The following is a 15,381-nucleotide window of genomic DNA, read 5'->3' on the forward strand; positions in this document are numbered from 1 at the left end:
TTACCCGGCGGGTAATCACGACCAGCGGAAGAACCGGACGGCCACGATCGCCGCGACCACGCCCCATGCGGCCATCACGACGATGTGCAGCCACTCGGTGCTGCCGGTGGACAGCACCTCGACCAGCGCGGCGCCGAAGGCCCCCGACGGGGTGAACTCGGAGATGGTCCGCAGCACGCCGGGCATCAGAGCGTGGGGCACCCACATGCCGGCGAAGAAGAGCGAGGGGAAGAACACCGCCATGCCGAGCCCCTGGACGATCCGTGAGGTGGGCGCGAGTCCGGCCAGCAGCAGCCCGATGGCGAACGACGACACCATGCCCAGCAGGAGCACTCCGGCGAAGGTGAGGGGCGCCTTGGGGAACGGGACGTCGTACACGAGATTGGCCAGGACGAGGATGAGCACGGTGGTCAGCACGGCCATGGCGACGTTGAGCACCAGTTGCACGCCGAGCACGGTGGCGGGGCTGACCGGCGTGGTCGACATCCGCTTCAGGATGCCGCGCTCCCGGTAGGTCACCAGCACGGTCGGCAGCAGCGAGAACGCGCAGGTCAGGACCGACAGGATGATCATTACTCCGGGGAGGTGGGTGTCGATCGGCCGCAGGCCGCCGAGAGCCGGGTCGGGGTCCATGAAGTCGGGGATCGTGCCGCCGAGGATCAGCGTCAGGGCGATGGGCAGGCCGACCGCGAAGAAGATGACGGCGGGTTCGCGCAGGTAGAGCTTGGTCTCGACCGAGGTCAGGCGGCGGACCTGGGGGGCGGTGATGGCCATGTCGGGCAGAGCTCCTTCGGTGGTGGGGATGGTCATTCGCCGGTGAGGGCGAGGAAGGCGTCGTCCATCGAGCTGGTCTCGGTCTTGAGGTTGGAGATCGCCGAGTCGGGCAGGGCCGTGACGATCGCCCGGAGCACGTTCTGGTCTCCGGTCACGGTCACGTGGCCGGCCTCGACGGTCACCGAGTGCACCTCGGGCAGCGACTTGAGGCTCTCCACCGGCGCGGTCGTCCGGAAGGTGATGCGCTGCACGCCGCCCGTCCGCGAGATGAGCCCGGCCGGGGTGTCGACGGCGAGGACCGTGCCGTCGGCGATGACCGCGACCCGGTCGCAGAGGCGTTCGACCTCTTCCATGAAGTGGCTGACCAGCAGCACGGTCACGCCGCGCTCGCGGATCCGGCTGATCAGCTCCCAGGTCTCACGCCGGGCCTGCGGGTCGAGGCCGGTCGTCAGCTCGTCCAGGATCGCGATCTTGGGGTTGCCGACCAGGGCCAGCGCGATCGACAGGCGCTGCCGCTGGCCGCCCGACAGTTTGGCGAAGCCCACCTTGGGGTCCAGCCCGACCTCGTCGAGCAGCTCGGTCACCGAGGCGGGGTTGGCGTAGAAGGAGGCGTACAGGTCGAGGGCCTCGCCGACGCGGAGCTTGTCGGGCATGATGCTCTCCTGGAGCTGCACCCCGACCTGCTGCTTGAGGTCGGCCGCGACGTGGATGGCGCCGCCGTCGGGCTTGCGCAGCCCTGCCACGCACTCGACGGTCGTGGTCTTGCCGGCGCCGTTGCGGCCGACGATCCCGTAGATCTCGCCCTCTTCCACGGAGAACGAGACGTCCTTGACGGCGACCTTGGCGCCGTACTGCTTGCGCAGGTTCTGAACCGTGATGATTGCCATGCCGAGAACGCTAGAAATCCGCGAGCTCGGAGGTAATGCGTCTGGTGACCCATCCGGGGTGGAGGAAACCCCACCCCCCCTCGGGCGGCTTCGTCCACTCCCCTCCGAGGCTGCGCGCGGTCACACTGAAACGCATGAAGCAGGTCAGATCGCTCGGTTACGGGCTCGCGCTGTCGGCGTTGGTGGTCGTCCAGATCCCGGTCGCGCTGGTGTCGATCCTCGGGGTGCTGGTGTCGACCGTCCTGGGCATGGTGTTCCTGCTCGAACCGTCGGTACGGCTGATCCGCTTCATGGCCGGCATCGACCGGCACCTGATGCGCCGCTGGGTGGGGGTGGAGATCCCCACCCCCTACCGCCCCAAGCCGCCCGCGCTGGTGCGGGCCCGCGACGGCTACTACCACCACAAGGGCAAGCGCTACCGCACGGCGACCTCGCCGCACATCGACCGCATGCTGGCCTGGGTGATCACCGACCCGGCGACCTGGCGTGAGCTGGTGTGGATCATCCTCGACCCGTGGACCCGGTCGGTGCTGGCCCTGGGCCCGACGTTCGTCATCGGCTGGGGCATCTGGCTGACCCTGTCGGAGGGCCTGTACTGGGGCCTGGCCCTCTCCGTCGCCGCCTTCTTCCTCGCCCCCGCGGCGCTGAAGAACTATGGCCTGTACGCCCTGGCCCTGCTCGGCCCCACGGCCAACACCCAGCTCGTCGGGCAGGTCAACAGGCTCAACCAGGTCAGGGCCGACCAGCTCGACCTCCAGGCCGCCGAGCTCCGCAGGATCGAACGCGACCTCCACGACGGCGCCCAGGCGCGCATGGTGGCCGTCGGCATGACGATCGGCGCGGCCGAACAACTCGTCGACAACGACCCGAACGCGGCGAAGGCGCTGCTGGCGAAGGCCCGGGAGTCGTCGGCGACCGCCCTGCAGGAGCTCCGGCAGCTCGTCCGGGGCATCCACCCGCCCGTGCTGGCCGAACGGGGGCTCGGCGACGCCATCCGGGCGCTCGCCCTCGACAGCCCGCTCAAGGTCAAGGTCCACGCCGACCTGCTGGAACGGCCCGAGTCGCCGGTCGAGTCGGCGGTCTACTTCGCCGTCAGCGAGTTGCTGACCAACGCGTCGCGGTACGAGGCGTCCAAGGTCACCATCGACATCAGCCGGCGTGGCCGGGCGCTGCGGGTGACGGTGACCGACGACGGGCCGGGTGGGGCGAAGGCCACGCCGGGAGGGGGACTGGCCGGCATCGAGCGGCGGCTGGCGGCCTTCGACGGGGTGCTGGCCCTGTCGAGCCCGCCCGGCGGCGGCACCACCGCGACCATCGAGGTGCTCGACGCGCTCCCCGGTGACGAGGAGCTCGAACCGGTCAACGCGCTGCCGAAGGGCTGGCGCGGCCTGGTCTACGCACTGTGCTGGAGCCTGTGCTGGTTGCCGCTGTTCCCCCAGGGCCTGGTGGCGACGTTCATGTTGATCTTCCAGCCGGACGAGCGGTCGTGGTTCCTGGCCCTGTACATGCCGCCTCCCTACCAGTGGCCCACGGTCGCGTTCATGATCGCGCTCGGCGCCACGATGCTGGCGACCGGTATCCGGCTGAACCCGACGCCGGGCAAGAGTCCGGGCGTATGCTGACCGATCATGAAGGTCGTACTCGCCGAAGACCTCCACCTGCTCCGCGAGGGCCTCGTCCACCTGCTCCGCGCCCATGAGTTCGACGTGGTCGCCGCGGTCGAATCAGGCCCCGAACTCCTGACGGCCCTGGTCACCCACCGCCCCGACGTCGCCGTCGTCGATGTACGGCTGCCGCCCACCTTCACCGACGAAGGGCTGCAGGCCGCGCTGGCCGCCCGCAAACAGGTCCCCGGATTACCGGTGCTGGTGCTCTCGCAGCACGTCCAGCAACTCTACGCCCGCGAACTGCTCGCCGACGGCACCGGCGGCATCGGCTACCTGCTGAAAGACCGTGTCTTCAACACCGAGCAGTTCATCGACGCGGTGCGGCGGGTGGCCGGCGGCGGCACCGCGATGGACCCCGACGTGATCGCCAAGCTCATGGTCAGCAACGCCCGCAACGAGCCGATCGCCCGCCTCACCCCACGCGAACGCGAGGTCTTGGAGCTGATGGCCGAAGGACGCTCGAACGCCGCGATCGGCCAGCGCCTGTTCCTCAGCGAGAGCGCCGTGGGCAAACACACGGCCAGCATCTTCGGCAAACTCGATCTGGCCCCGAGTGACGACGACAATCGGCGGGTATTGGCCGTTCTGGCGTATTTGAACGGGCGGTGATGGTCGGGTTTTGTCGGTAGTGATGGGTAGCGTGTCGTCACTGCCAGTGGTGAGGTCGGAGGTCAACGGTGAAAGTCCAGGTCAACCGCGATGTGCTGGCTGAGGCCGTGGGCTGGTGCGCCCGCATCCTGCCGACCCGTCCGGCGCTGCCGGTGCTGACGGGCCTGCTCCTCGACGCCTCCGGCGACCTGCGCATCTCCGCTTTCGACTACGACGTGTCGGCCAGGGCCGACGTCGACGCCGCGGTCGCCGAGCCGGGCCAGGTGCTGCTGCCCGGCCGGGTGCTCGCCGAGATCGTCCGCAGCCTGCCCGGTGACGTGGTCGACATCACCACCAGCGGCAACGAAGCGGTGCTGACCTGCGGCAGCGCCGAGTTCGGGCTGCTGACCATGCCGGCCGACGACTTCCCCACCCTGCCGCCGATGCCGGCCAAGGTCGGCGCGGTCGGCGGCGCGTTGTTCGCCTCGGCCGTGGCCCAGGTCGCCGTGGCCGCCAGCCGCGACAACACGCTGCCGATGCTGACCGCGATCAGGGTCGACACCGACGGCGTCAACATGACGATGGCGGCGACCGACCGCTACCGCATCGCCGCCCGCGACTTCCTCTGGCACCCCGAGACCGAAGGCACGTCCCACGGCGCGATGATCCCGGCGAAGGTCCTGGTCGACGTCGCCAAGTCGTTGCGCGTCGGCGAGGTGAGCGTCTGCCTCGGCGGCAACGTGGCCGGCTTCGAAAGCGCCGGCAAGTCGACGACGGTCCGGCTGCTCGACGAGCAGTTCATCGACTACCGGTCGAGGCTCGACGGGAACTGGGGCATCAAGGCCACGGTCAGCGTCCAGCCGTTCCTCGAGGCGATCCGCCGCGTGGCCCTGGTCGCCGGGGCCCATTCGGCCGTACGTCTGTCGTTCTCCCAGGGCCAGGTGCTGATCCAGGCCGCGGGCGACGAGATCGGCCGGGGCGCCGAGGCGATGCAGGCCGACCTCGACGGCGACGACATCCTCATCGCCTTCCAGCCGCACTTCCTGCTCGAAGGGCTGGCCGGGGTCGAGACCGAGCAGGCGGTGATCCACCTCGACTCGCCCACCCGCCCGGCGCTGATCACCGACGCGGGCGACGACCCCGCCTTCCGCTACCTCGTGATGTCGTTGCGGATCAACTAGTCGAGCTCGCCCGTCTCGGTGAGGGCGATCAGGATGTGCTCCATGCACGCGTGCCCCGCGTGCTCGGCCGCCGTGGCGTCGCCCGAGGCGATCGCGCGCAGAATGCCGTCGTGGGGGATGTAGTTCTGCTCCAGCGACCCGCCGGCCGCCGCGATGCTGGTGCGCAGCGCCGCGGAGAAGTCGACGTAGAGGTCGATCAGCACCCGGTTGTGGGTGGCCTGCACGACCGCGACGTGGAAGGCCAGGTCGGCCTCGACGAACGCGTCGACGTCGCCGGAGGCCCAGGCCTGCTCGCGCCGGGTCAGCGCCGCCTGGATGTTGACGATGTCGGCGTCACTGCGCCGGGTCGCCGCCAGCCGGGCCGCCTCGACCTCAAGGGCCCGCCTGACTTCGAGGATCTCCAGCTGCTCGGCCGCCCGCAGCCGCCGCGCCATCGCGCCGGACAGCTCACTGATGGCCCTGACATACGTGCCGTCGCCCTGACGGCAGTCGAGCAGCCCTGCGTGGGTCAGCGCCCGCACGGCTTCACGAACCGTGTTACGCCCCACGCCGAGCTGCTCGGCCAATACGGTCTCGGTCGGGATCTTGGCGTTCAGCTTCCACGAGCCCGAAGTGATCTGCTCTTTGAGCTGGTCGATCACCTGGTCCACGAGAGACGCCCGCTGCGCCGTACGCAGACTCACAACAGTCCGCCTCCTAAGGGGAAACCAGTCATCCCATGAGTCAATGACTGGTCGACCCTAATTATTCCAGAGCTTCGGACACAAATCCGAAGCTCTGGGAGGCTTATCGCGTCAGTACCGCAGGTGTGACGATGCCGGGCATGTTCGCGTGCACGCCCACCGCTTCGAGCGCTCTGCGGTATGCCTTCGACTGGTCTTCGCGAGATCCGGCCTGACCCCACAGATCGCCCAGTTCACGCCAGGTGCGGGCCGCCTCGCGGTCGGGCGCGGGCCCGGTCGCGGAGAGCAGGTCCTGCGCCTTGCGCAGCTCGGCGGTCGCGCTTTGGGACCGTGCCAAATGGACTTCCGCCAGTACGAGGTAGGCAGTCGCGGGAATCGTGCCCCGGATGCCGACCAACTGGTCGAGAGCGCGGTTGGCCAGTTCGGCGGCGCCTTCGGTGTCACCCGAGCGCAGCCGCACCGACGACATCACGATCAGGCTGCGCGCATGGTCGAGGTGTTCGGCCGGGAAGGCGCCCAGCACCGAACCGGCGGACGCCGCGAGGGCGTTGGCGCGGTCCAGATCGGCGTCTTCGGGGTGGGTGGCTGTGATCTTCGCCCAGGTCATCGCGATGCGGGCCATCCGGACCGCCATGCGCGACGGCCGACCGGCCGCGATCGCGTCCTCCGCGAGCTGCACCGCGAGCGCCGAGTCCTCCCCTTCTGCGGCGGTCACGCTGGCCTGCCAGAGCGCGAGGATCTCGGTCGTTCGGTCTTCGACCTGCGGCAGCCCATTGGCCACAAGGACGCGGTCGACGAACGGAAGTCCGGTCTCGGTCTCGGCGAGCGCCGCGGCGAGTTCCACGGCGAGTTCGCCCTGGGTCACCCCGAGCGCCTCGACGCGGCTCAACGCGTGTGCACCCAGGTCGCGGGCGCGGGCGAGGTCGCCGGCCCGGTGGTAACACCGGCAGAGGGCGACGGTCAGGGGCAGTGCGGCCAGGCGCTCGGGGTGGGCGCCGGCCTCCCGCCGCAGTCGTTCGTAAGCCTCGACGGCCCGGCCGATGCGGCCCTGCGCCTCAAGCGCGCGGGCCCGGCCGAGACGGGCGTGGGCGGCGAGCATGGCGTTGTCCTCGCCGGCCGCCTTGACGATGTCGCTGAATCGGTCGGCCGCCATGGCCGGGTCGCCGTGGTGCAGCTCGAGTTCGGCGTGCCGGAGGCCAAGCTCGGTGTCGATCCGCTGACGCGGCTCTATTCCATGAAGGAGGAACTCCGTCGTGCAGCCGAGTCGCTCGGCGAGAAGGCGGGCGACGACGGGCGTCGGCGTTCGCTTCCCCGATTCGATGAGAGAGACGTAGCTGTCGGACAGATCGGGCCCAGCGAGCTGGGCCTGGGACATGCGCCTGCTCAGTCGCAGCGCTCGGACGCGGTCGCCTATGGTTCCCTGACTCGGCATCTGTTCTCTCAGGGCAGGGGATTGGTCAATGGTCCCGCCATGATGGCACGAAGCTGTCGAATCGGGTAACCCTCCCGTCAAGAATCCCGAGGGCGAACTATGTTCGCGCCTCGGGAATCCTCGCTGGAAAGCGGCATAACGGACGTTAGTCGTCCGAGTCGTCCTTGTTCGGGAAGATCATCTGGCAGACCTCGAGGTATAGCGTCTCGGGATACGGAATGTAAGGGACCGTCCGCAACGCCTGGTCTTGACCGGCCGATTCCATGACGAATTCCCCGTAGCCGAGAATCCTGCCCATGAGGTCACGCTGGAAGCTCATGTCGGTGACCTTGCCGAGGGGCATCATGGCCACCTTGCGGGTGATCAGCCCGGTGGCCAGCATCATGCGCTGAGAGGTGACGACGAAGTAGTCGACCGACCACTCCGCCACCTTCCACACGAAGCGGATCAGCAGCAGGAGCCAGGCCCACCAGATGATGACAAGGGCCTGGCCGCCGCTTGCGGGGCCGAGCCACTGGCTGGCGAGCCCGGCGATGATCAGGCCGCCGAAGATCTCGGCGACCGGTCGGAGCAGCACGGCCGGATGGCGGCGAACCATGATGACCTGATGCTCGTGGGGAAGTAAGTAGCGGTTGACGGAGGACGGGGCGGAGTCCCCGTGGGTGACTAGTCTCATGACAGTCGCGCGAAGAATTGGGCGACTGAGTTGGCGCCGTTGACGACCCCGGTGACCGCGCCGGTCACGGTGTCGGCGGCGTCATGCGGCCGCGACAACAGGTAGAAAGCCACCAGAGCAACAGCTCCCCACTTGAGAATCTTCTTGACCTGCACTGCGGTCACCACTCCCACTGAGTCATAGATTACCCAGGCACCTGGTTCGGTAAAGCGCTTAAAGCCGGAACTACCGGCCTCGCTATGACTCCGTCGCGGTAGCGAGAACCTGGAGGTGCCGGCGCGCGATGCGCTCCACCAGCCCGGGATAGGCGTGACCCGTCACTTCCACGGCCCCATGGTGGGCGGCCTGAATACAGCGCGTGACAGTGGAGGCCGGGTGAATTCCGGCGAACTCGTCACGGAGCATGGCCTCGACCTGCTCATACTGACTCATGGCTCTCCCTGGTGCGCGCCCCACGTAACACCGAGTGACGCTAAAGAGACGTCGTCACTACTGTACGTACCCGAGCAGTCACCAAGTGTAACTAATCAGGCGACACCGTAGAGCCGGTCTCCGGCGTCGCCGAGGCCGGGGAGGATGTAGCCCTGGTCGTTGAGCCGCTCGTCGAGGCCCGCGGTGACGAGCTTGATGGGGTGGCCGGAGTCCTTGAAGACCGCGTCGAGGTGGGCGATGCCCTCCGGGGCGGCCAGGAGACAGAGCGCGGTCACGTCGACGGCGCCCCGGGCGAAGAGGAACTGGATCGCGGCGGCCAGGGTGCCGCCGGTCGCGAGCATCGGGTCGAGCACGAAGCACTGCCGGCCCGACAGGTCGTCGGGCAGCCGGGTGGCGTAGGTGGAGGCTTCGAGGGTCTGCTCGTTGCGGATCATGCCGAGGAAGCCGACCTCGGCCGTGGGGAGCAGCCGCATCATCCCGTCGAGCATGCCGAGGCCCGCCCGCAGGATCGGCACTACCAAAGGTGTGGGACGAGACAGACGTACACCCTGAGTGGGAGTGAGCGGCGTCTCCACGGTCACCTCGGTGACGCGCACGTCCCGGGTCGCCTCGTAGGCGAGGAGGGTCACCAGTTCGTCGGCCAGCCGCCGGAAGGTCGGCGAGTCGGTCCGCACGTCACGAAGGGTCGTGAGCTTGTGCGACACGAGCGGGTGGTCAACGACATGGGTCTCCATGGGACAAAAGGTACCGTCAACCGGAACAGACATCCGAACCCGCCCGGCGGTTTTGATCACAATTTGCGCGACAACCGGACGGGGGTGTCGCGCGTCTGAAACCATTACGGCCGTGATGACCGCGTCGGTGGAGATCAGATGACAGACGAAGACGTACTTGACTTCGCCATCGTGGTCTACCGCGAAGACGACCAGTGGGAAGCCGAAATGCTCCCGGTGGCGCTCACCTCTGACCTCCGGGGCCTGCTCCAGGCGCTGCGCCAGCAGCCCAGCAACGCCGGAACGATTGGCCTGGTCGCCGTTGGGGATGACTTCTTCGTGGCATTACGGGTCTTCGGCGAGCGGGTGAGCGTCTTCCTGTCAGACATCACCGCGTCGTGGGAGTGGCCGCTGGCGCGGCAGGTGCTCGACTTCATCGACGTCCCGGTGCCCGAGGAGGAGGAGCTCGACAGCGTGTTGCCCGCGGGCGACCTGTCGGTCTTCGCCGACCTCGGCCTCGACGAGATGGAGCTGGGGGCCCTGTCGGGCGACCGCGACCTCTACCCCGACGAGGTGCTGTTCAGCATCGCCGCCCGACTCGGATTCCGCGACCCCTTCGAACGCGCCGTCGACGCCATCATCGGCTAAAAACCTCGGGACCTCGCCATGCCCACGCGAACCAATCTCTTCGCCGCCGCTTTCCTGCGCACCAACGGCCGATGGTCGGGGGCCGAGGTCGACCTGTCCGAGGCCGAGATCGCCGACGACGTCGGCGACGCCGTGAGCGAGGCCCTCGCCCTGTCGGGTGAGGAGCTCGTGCTGCTCTGCGTCGAGGTCGAAGACGAGTGGTTCGCCCTCGTGCGCTACGAGGGCGACCTCGACCCCCGGGTGTTCCTGTCCGACGCCCAGGCCGGGGCGACCGACCCGCTCGGCGAGTTGTTCGCCGAGCTGGCCGGCATCGCGGTCGACAAGGAGACGCCCGACCTCGGGGTCCGCCCCGGCGGCGACTTCGAGCTGCTGGCCGACTTCGGGCTGCGCGCCGAGGAACTGCTGGAGCTGAGCGTCGAGGAGGGCATGCTGCCCGCCGACGTCCTGTCGGTCGTCGCCGAGCGCCTGGCCTTCGGCGAAGAGCTCGACCGGCTCAGGTGATCTTCTCTGTACGACCAGGTGATGGGCCTGGCCCTCGCCGAAGCCGTGGAGGCTTCGCAGCGGGGTGAGGTGCCCGTGGGCGCCGTCGTCGTGTCCGGCGACCGGGTGCTGGCGCGGGCCTCGAACGCGCGGGAGTCGTCCGGCGATCCGACCGCGCACGCCGAGATCCTGGCGCTCCGGGCCGCGGCCGCGGCGCTGGGGGAATGGCGGCTGACCGGGTGCACCCTCGTCGTGACGCTGGAGCCCTGCACGATGTGCGCCGGGGCCGCCGTGTTGTCCAGGGTCGACCGGATCGTCTACGGGGCCGTCGACGAGAAGGGCGGCGCCGTCGGGTCGTTGTGGGACGTGGTGCGCGACCGGCGGCTCAACCATCGGCCCGAGGTGGTCATGGGCGTCCGCGAAGAGGAATGTTCTGGGTTGCTTTCGGCCTTCTTCGCCGCGAGGCGCGAGCAGTGACCATTCTCCGGTAAGCTGCTCTGCGGTGGTGTCTCCTAGTGGCCGATGGAGCGCGCCTCGAAAGCGCGTGTAGGGCAACCTACCGTGGGTTCAAATCCCACCACCACCGCCACGCATACGAAGACCCGGTGTGATCATCACACCGGGTCTTTTGTTTCCGTCTCAGAGTTCGAGCACCCGCGCGTGCAGCACCGAGCGCTGGTGCAGCGCCGCGCGCAGGGCCCGGTGGAGCCCGTCTTCCAGGTAGAGCTCGCCCTCCCACTGCACGACGTGTGGGAAGAGGTCGCCGTAGAAGGTGGAGTCCTTGGCCAGCAGCGAGTGCAGGTCGAGGTTGGCCTTGGTGGTGATGAGCGCGTCCAGTCTGACCTGGCGGGGCGGAATCTGCGCCCACTCGCGATGTCCGAGACCGTGCTCGGGATAAGGGCGTTCGTCGCCGACCAACTTAAAGATCACGCTATGTAGTTTATGAGACGAAGGTGGCCAGGGTCAGATCGACCCGGAGAACGTGTCACATCGTGCGGGATCCCCTGATTTGTAGCCGTTCGTGAACCAGGTGACCCGCTGCTCCGAGGTGCCGTGGGTGAACGCGTCGGGGTTCACCTGACCGCCGCTCTTCTTCTGGATGGAGTCGTCGCCGACCGCCGCGGCGGCGTCGAGCGCCTCCTGGATGTCCTTGTCGGTGAACGCGTTGGCGAAGAAGCCGGTGTCGACGGCGTTCTTGGCCCAGACGCCCGCGTAGCAGTCGGCCTGGAGCTCCACCCGGACCGACCCGCTGTCGGCCCCCTCGCCGCCGCTCTGCTCCAGGGTGCCGGTGAGGTTCTGGACGTGGTGGCCGTACTCGTGGGCGATCACATACGACTGGGCGAACGGGGTGTTCGCCGCGCCCAGTTGGGATTCCAGTTGGTTGAAGAAGCTCAGGTCCAGATAGACGTACCGGTCGACCGGGCAGTAGAAGGGCCCCACGGCCGAGTCGGCCGCGCCGCACTCGGTCTGCACGCCCTGCTCGAAGAGCGCCGTCTTGGCCTTCTGGTAACCGTCGACCTGCGTGGCCCAGTAGTCCTGCAGGCTGTTGACGACGCCGACGACCCGGCACTGCTCGTCCTGGTCGGCGTCCGCGCCGGTCTTGCACTTCGCACCGAGATCACTTGACGGCTGGACGCCGGGGTTCTCCGCGCCTCCCCCACCGGTGATGTCACCGGGGTTGATGCCGAAGACGAGGGCGACGATCAACGCGATGATGCCGGCCGCGCCACCGCCGATCGCAAGCCCGCCACCGGGGATCCCGCCCCGGCCACGGTTCTCGACCTGAGACGAGTCGAGTTGCGCTTGGTCATCGAAATCCATGGGCGCGCTACTGCCCTCTTGGCGGCCGATCATGCGGGCCGTCGCGGCCCTGGTGAGCGCGGCCGGTTGGCGCCGGGTGCGGTGATCAGCCGAGGGCGGTGGGCGGTGCCGGCCGGGCGGAGCCGTAACGGAGAAAGAAGAAGGAGCAGGTCGGTTGTGACCTGCTCCTTCTGGTGGCGGAGGATAGGGGATTTGAACCCCTGATCGGTTTCCCGAAACACGATTTCCAATCGTGCGCCCTAGGCCAACTAGGCGAATCCTCCGCCGAGAAGTTTACATGACTTGGCGCATGCGCCGTCCTTCCATTCGGAGGGCTGGGCACAGGTGGTTCGGCTGGCGGCTAGACTGTCCTCGGACCCCTCGCGCGGCGTCATCCTGTGAACCTCCCCAGGGCCGGAAGGCAGCAAGGATAAGCGGGCTCTGGCGGGTGTGCGGGGGGTTCTTTGCTTCCGGTTCTGCTCTCCCCGAGGAGACCGTTCATGAGTCTCGCGCTCTACCGCAAATACCGTCCTGGGACGTTTGCAGAGGTCAAAGGGCAGGAGCACGTCACCGACCCGCTCCGCCAGGCCCTCAGAAGCGGGCGCGTGAACCATGCCTACCTCTTCAGCGGTCCTCGCGGGTGCGGCAAGACGTCGAGCGCGCGGATCCTCGCCCGGAGCCTCAACTGCGAGCAGGGGCCGACGCCCGATCCCTGTGGCGTGTGTGAGTCGTGTGTCGCGCTGGCCCCTACCGGGCCCGGGCACCTCGACGTGATCGAGATCGACGCCGCTTCTCACGGTGGTGTCGACGACGCGCGTGACCTGCGCGAACGTGCCTTCTTCGCGCCCGTGTCGGCGCGGTTCAAGATCTACATCATCGACGAGGCGCACATGGTGACCCGCGAGGGTTTCAACGCGCTGCTGAAACTCGTCGAGGAGCCTCCTCCCCACCTGAAGTTCGTCTTCGCGACGACCGAGCCCGAGAAAGTCATCGGGACGATCAAGTCGCGCACCCACCACTACCCGTTCCGGCTGATGCCTCCGGCGACGCTGAAGGCGTTGATGGAGGAGATCCTCGCGTCGGAGTCGGTGCCCTACGAGCCTGCCGCGCTGCCTCTGGTGGTCCGCGCGGGGGCCGGCTCGGCCCGCGACTCGTTGTCGATCCTCGACCAGCTTCTGGCCGGCGCCGACGAGAACGGGATCACCTACGCGCGGGCGGTGTCCCTGCTCGGTTACACCGACGGCGACCTGCTCGACGAGATCGTCGGCGCCTTCGCGCGGCGTGACGGCGGGCAGGTGTTCCAGGCGGTCAACCGGGTGATCGAGGGTGGTCACGACCCGCGCCGCTTCGCGACCGACCTGCTGGAGCGGTTCCGCGACCTGGTGATCCTGGCGAACGTGCCCGAGGCGGCGGCCAACGGCCTGCTCGACCGGCCCGCCGACGAGCTGGAGCGCCTGCAGGGGCAGGCGGCCGCGATGGGGCCCGCCGAGCTGACGCGGGCGGGGGAGATCTTCAACGCGGGGCTGACGGAGATGCGGGGGGCGGCGTCGCCCCGGCTTCTCCTGGAGCTGATGTGCGCCCGCATCCTGCTGCCGGCGGCCGAGGGCGGCGAGGCGGCGATGCTGACCCGCTTGGAGCGGCTGGAGCGTGACGGGGTCGCGGGCCATCCGGCGGCGGTGAGCTATGCGGCCGGGCCGTCGGCGGCCCACGGCGGCACCGGCCATCATGGCCAGGCTTCGCAGGCGGGGGTGTATCAAGGTCAGACGCCGCCGGCAGGGACGTATCAGGGGCAGACCGCGCCGTCTGGGGCGCAGGCTTCGCAGCCCGGCGCTCACCAGAACCAGGCGGCTCCACAAAACGCCACCAACCCGGCCCAGGCGCCGCACTCTGGCGCTGACCTGGGCCACGCGTCGCAGCAGGAGGCTCATCAAGGCCGGCCTGGCGCGCAGCAGGACCATGGCTCGGCTCAGCCGACTGGGGCATCGCACGGTCAGGTCGGCTCGTCCGAGGCCCAGCCCGGGGCAGGGCAGGTCAACGGACAACCCCGAGCGGCCGCAGGTGGCTCGCAGGCCGCCGACGAGTGGCCCGAGACGGTCAAGCCCGGTTCGGGCGGACCCTCGGCTCAGGCCGCCGCTCCCCCGGCCGACGACTGGCCCGCGGCCGTCAAGCCCGGTTCCGGTGGCCGGCCCGCTGACGTTCCCTCCTCGCCGCCGCAGGCCGAGGCTCCGCAGGCCCCGCAGGCGACCGCCGGGGCGGGTGCTGTGGCGCAGGTGTGGCCGCAGGTGCTGGAGGCGGTCAAGAACCGGCAGCGGGTCGCCTGGATGATCCTCAACGCCCAGGGGCGCCTCCTCGGGGCCGAGGGCAACGTGGTGACGGTCGGGTTCGAGAAGCCGGGCGACGTTCAGGGCTTCCTGAAGGGCAAGCGCGACGAGGTCGTCGCCGCGGCTCTCGGCGATGTGCTCGGGGGGCGCTGGCGGGTCGACGTCGTCGTGGGCGGCACCGGGGGCGGGCAGGCCGCGCGTCCGGCCCAGCCGTCTCCGCCGCCGGCCCCGCCGGTCCAGCCCGCGCAGCCGGTGCAGCAGGCTCCGGCCGCCCAGCCGGCGCCGACCCCCCCTCCTGCCCGGGAGGCCGCCCCGGCGCGCAAGCAGCCCGAGAAGGCCGCCACCGACGAGTCGTGGCCCGACGCGCCGACCGACGAGTTCGAGCGTCCGGCTCCGCAGGCCGACTACGAGGCCCCGCCGCCCAGAGCGGCGGCGCCCCGGAAGGCGGAAACCACCGCGCCCGCCCGGCAGGCCTGGCCCGACGCGGTGCCGTCGCGGGCGAAGAAGTCGGAGGTGGACGACGTCGACCCCGACAACGACGCCGACGTCGACACCGACGGCCTATCGGGCCTGGCGCTGCTCCAGAAGGAACTGGGCGGCCGGGTCATCCAGGAGATCGACCACTCCTAGCCGCTGATCCCCCGTACGACGTCCATCAGGTCGTCGGCGGTCAGCGGGTTCTCGGTGATGCGTACCGTCAGCGCGACCCCGGGTGAGTCGAGCCAGAAGGCCTCGGTCTCGGTCGCCAGGCCGGGGGTGCCGTCTTTCGAGAACTCCTTCAGGTTCCAGCCCTCGCGCTCGTCGTATTCGGTCAGGAACTCGCGCAACGACGGCAGGTCGGTCAGGGCCTCGCCGCGCAGCACGGCGACGCGGAGGTCGGCCTGGTGGCCGTCGGGTGTCTCGCGTTCCCAGACGCGGGTCGCGAAGGTCACGTCTTCCCATTCGGACTCGAAGTCGCTCACCGAGGAACCGGCCGCCGCCGGGACGTGGGTGATCGCGAAGCCGTCGAGGACGCCGCCGTCGCGGCCAGCGGAGCCGCCGGCGGGCGCCGACAGCATGAGGAGGCCGGCCATCAGGAGCGTGCCGATCATCGAAGGTT

The 15,381-nt window shown here is 69.2% G+C and carries 18 protein-coding genes, 2 tRNA genes and 1 other RNA gene; 9 read left to right on the top strand and 12 right to left on the bottom strand.

Going from position 1 to position 15,381, the window contains the following annotated elements; all coding sequences use genetic code 11:
- Positions 1 to 15 precede the first annotated feature (15 nt).
- Together AW271_RS29890 and AW271_RS29895 are read right to left on the bottom strand one after the other, a co-directional pair.
- Entirely contained in the window at positions 16 to 774 is a 759-nt protein-coding gene (locus AW271_RS29890; RefSeq protein ID WP_062341037.1) for an ABC transporter permease, read from the bottom strand.
- Between the two features lie 32 nt (positions 775 to 806).
- A complete protein-coding gene (locus AW271_RS29895) occupies positions 807 to 1,661 on the bottom strand; it encodes an ABC transporter ATP-binding protein (protein WP_062340948.1) in 855 nt (284 codons plus the stop codon).
- A 134-nt stretch (positions 1,662 to 1,795) separates the two neighbouring features.
- On the opposite strand from AW271_RS29895, the gene AW271_RS29900 reads away from it, so the two are divergent.
- The 3 genes from AW271_RS29900 (at position 1,796) to dnaN (ending at position 5,097) form a co-directional block, all read left to right on the top strand.
- Positions 1,796 to 3,283: a sensor histidine kinase gene (locus AW271_RS29900; RefSeq protein ID WP_062340949.1), complete on the top strand. Its 1,488-nt coding sequence runs from the start codon at positions 1,796 to 1,798 to the stop codon at positions 3,281 to 3,283.
- A gap of 6 nt (positions 3,284 to 3,289) precedes the next feature.
- The gene (locus tag AW271_RS29905) at positions 3,290 to 3,937 is read left to right on the top strand and encodes a response regulator (RefSeq protein WP_062340950.1); all 648 of its coding nucleotides are present in this window, start codon (positions 3,290 to 3,292) and stop codon (positions 3,935 to 3,937) included.
- Positions 3,938 to 4,005: 68 nt separating this feature from the next.
- Entirely contained in the window at positions 4,006 to 5,097 is a 1,092-nt protein-coding gene (dnaN, locus tag AW271_RS29910) for a DNA polymerase III subunit beta (RefSeq protein ID WP_062340951.1), read from the top strand.
- Here dnaN and AW271_RS29915 read toward each other — a convergent pair.
- From AW271_RS29915 to upp, 6 genes are all read right to left on the bottom strand, one after another.
- On the bottom strand, positions 5,094 to 5,780 hold the full coding sequence (locus AW271_RS29915; protein WP_062340952.1) for a FadR/GntR family transcriptional regulator: 687 nt from the start codon (positions 5,778 to 5,780) through the stop codon (positions 5,094 to 5,096). The genes dnaN and AW271_RS29915 overlap by 4 nt on opposite strands.
- Positions 5,781 to 5,883: 103 nt before the next feature.
- Positions 5,884 to 7,212 carry a helix-turn-helix domain-containing protein gene (locus AW271_RS29920; protein ID WP_062340953.1) on the bottom strand — a complete coding sequence of 443 codons (1,329 nt, stop codon included), beginning with the start codon at positions 7,210 to 7,212 and terminating at the stop codon, positions 5,884 to 5,886.
- A 145-nt stretch (positions 7,213 to 7,357) separates the two neighbouring features.
- Entirely contained in the window at positions 7,358 to 7,888 is a 531-nt protein-coding gene (locus AW271_RS29925) for a PH domain-containing protein (protein WP_030452650.1), read from the bottom strand.
- Positions 7,885 to 8,052, bottom strand: a complete 168-nt coding sequence (locus AW271_RS40935; RefSeq protein ID WP_157519910.1) for a hypothetical protein — start codon at positions 8,050 to 8,052, stop codon at positions 7,885 to 7,887. Before AW271_RS40935 ends, AW271_RS29925 begins: the two co-directional genes overlap by 4 nt.
- Positions 8,053 to 8,125: 73 nt before the next feature.
- The gene (locus tag AW271_RS29930) at positions 8,126 to 8,320 is read right to left on the bottom strand and encodes a three-helix bundle dimerization domain-containing protein (RefSeq protein ID WP_062340954.1); all 195 of its coding nucleotides are present in this window, start codon (positions 8,318 to 8,320) and stop codon (positions 8,126 to 8,128) included.
- 95 nt (positions 8,321 to 8,415) lie between these two features.
- Positions 8,416 to 9,054, bottom strand: coding sequence for a uracil phosphoribosyltransferase (gene upp, locus AW271_RS29935; RefSeq protein WP_062340955.1), 639 nt, complete (start codon positions 9,052 to 9,054; stop codon positions 8,416 to 8,418).
- Positions 9,055 to 9,192: 138 nt separating this feature from the next.
- Here upp and AW271_RS29940 point away from each other — a divergent pair, with 138 nt between their 5' ends.
- The 4 genes from AW271_RS29940 to AW271_RS29955 all read left to right on the top strand — a co-directional run bounded on the left by AW271_RS29940 (position 9,193) and on the right by AW271_RS29955 (position 10,750).
- A complete protein-coding gene (locus tag AW271_RS29940) occupies positions 9,193 to 9,681 on the top strand; it encodes a tRNA adenosine deaminase-associated protein (RefSeq protein WP_062340956.1) in 489 nt (162 codons plus the stop codon).
- An 18-nt stretch (positions 9,682 to 9,699) separates the two neighbouring features.
- The gene (locus AW271_RS29945; RefSeq protein WP_062340957.1) at positions 9,700 to 10,182 is read left to right on the top strand and encodes a tRNA adenosine deaminase-associated protein; all 483 of its coding nucleotides are present in this window, start codon (positions 9,700 to 9,702) and stop codon (positions 10,180 to 10,182) included.
- A 21-nt stretch (positions 10,183 to 10,203) separates the two neighbouring features.
- Positions 10,204 to 10,638, top strand: coding sequence for a tRNA adenosine(34) deaminase TadA (gene tadA / locus AW271_RS29950; RefSeq protein WP_062340958.1), 435 nt, complete (start codon positions 10,204 to 10,206; stop codon positions 10,636 to 10,638).
- A 24-nt stretch (positions 10,639 to 10,662) separates the two neighbouring features.
- A tRNA-Ser gene (locus AW271_RS29955) sits at positions 10,663 to 10,750 on the top strand.
- A 50-nt stretch (positions 10,751 to 10,800) separates the two neighbouring features.
- Here AW271_RS29955 and AW271_RS29960 read toward each other — a convergent pair.
- The 3 genes from AW271_RS29960 to AW271_RS29970 form a co-directional block, all read right to left on the bottom strand.
- Positions 10,801 to 11,091: a type II toxin-antitoxin system VapB family antitoxin gene (locus AW271_RS29960; protein WP_030452656.1), complete on the bottom strand. Its 291-nt coding sequence runs from the start codon at positions 11,089 to 11,091 to the stop codon at positions 10,801 to 10,803.
- 33 nt (positions 11,092 to 11,124) lie between these two features.
- Positions 11,125 to 11,982 carry a KPN_02809 family neutral zinc metallopeptidase gene (gene ypfJ, locus AW271_RS29965; protein WP_062340959.1) on the bottom strand — a complete coding sequence of 286 codons (858 nt, stop codon included), beginning with the start codon at positions 11,980 to 11,982 and terminating at the stop codon, positions 11,125 to 11,127.
- Positions 11,983 to 12,156: 174 nt separating this feature from the next.
- Positions 12,157 to 12,245: transfer RNA gene (locus tag AW271_RS29970), tRNA-Ser, on the bottom strand.
- 87 nt (positions 12,246 to 12,332) lie between these two features.
- Between AW271_RS29970 and ffs the strand changes: the two genes are divergently transcribed.
- Both ffs and AW271_RS29980 read left to right on the top strand, forming a co-directional pair.
- An RNA gene (gene ffs / locus AW271_RS29975) (signal recognition particle sRNA small type) lies at positions 12,333 to 12,430 on the top strand.
- A 31-nt stretch (positions 12,431 to 12,461) separates the two neighbouring features.
- Positions 12,462 to 14,912 (top strand): DNA polymerase III subunit gamma and tau, encoded by a 2,451-nt coding sequence (locus AW271_RS29980; protein WP_062340960.1) that lies wholly within the window; start codon positions 12,462 to 12,464, stop codon positions 14,910 to 14,912.
- Here AW271_RS29980 and AW271_RS29985 read toward each other — a convergent pair.
- Entirely contained in the window at positions 14,909 to 15,373 is a 465-nt protein-coding gene (locus AW271_RS29985) for a hypothetical protein (protein ID WP_062340961.1), read from the bottom strand. The genes AW271_RS29980 and AW271_RS29985 overlap by 4 nt on opposite strands.
- Positions 15,374 to 15,381: the final 8 nt, after the last annotated feature.

Origin of the sequence: Herbidospora sakaeratensis (assembly GCF_001570525.1) — a bacterium.
GTDB lineage: Bacteria > Actinomycetota > Actinomycetes > Streptosporangiales > Streptosporangiaceae > Herbidospora > Herbidospora sakaeratensis.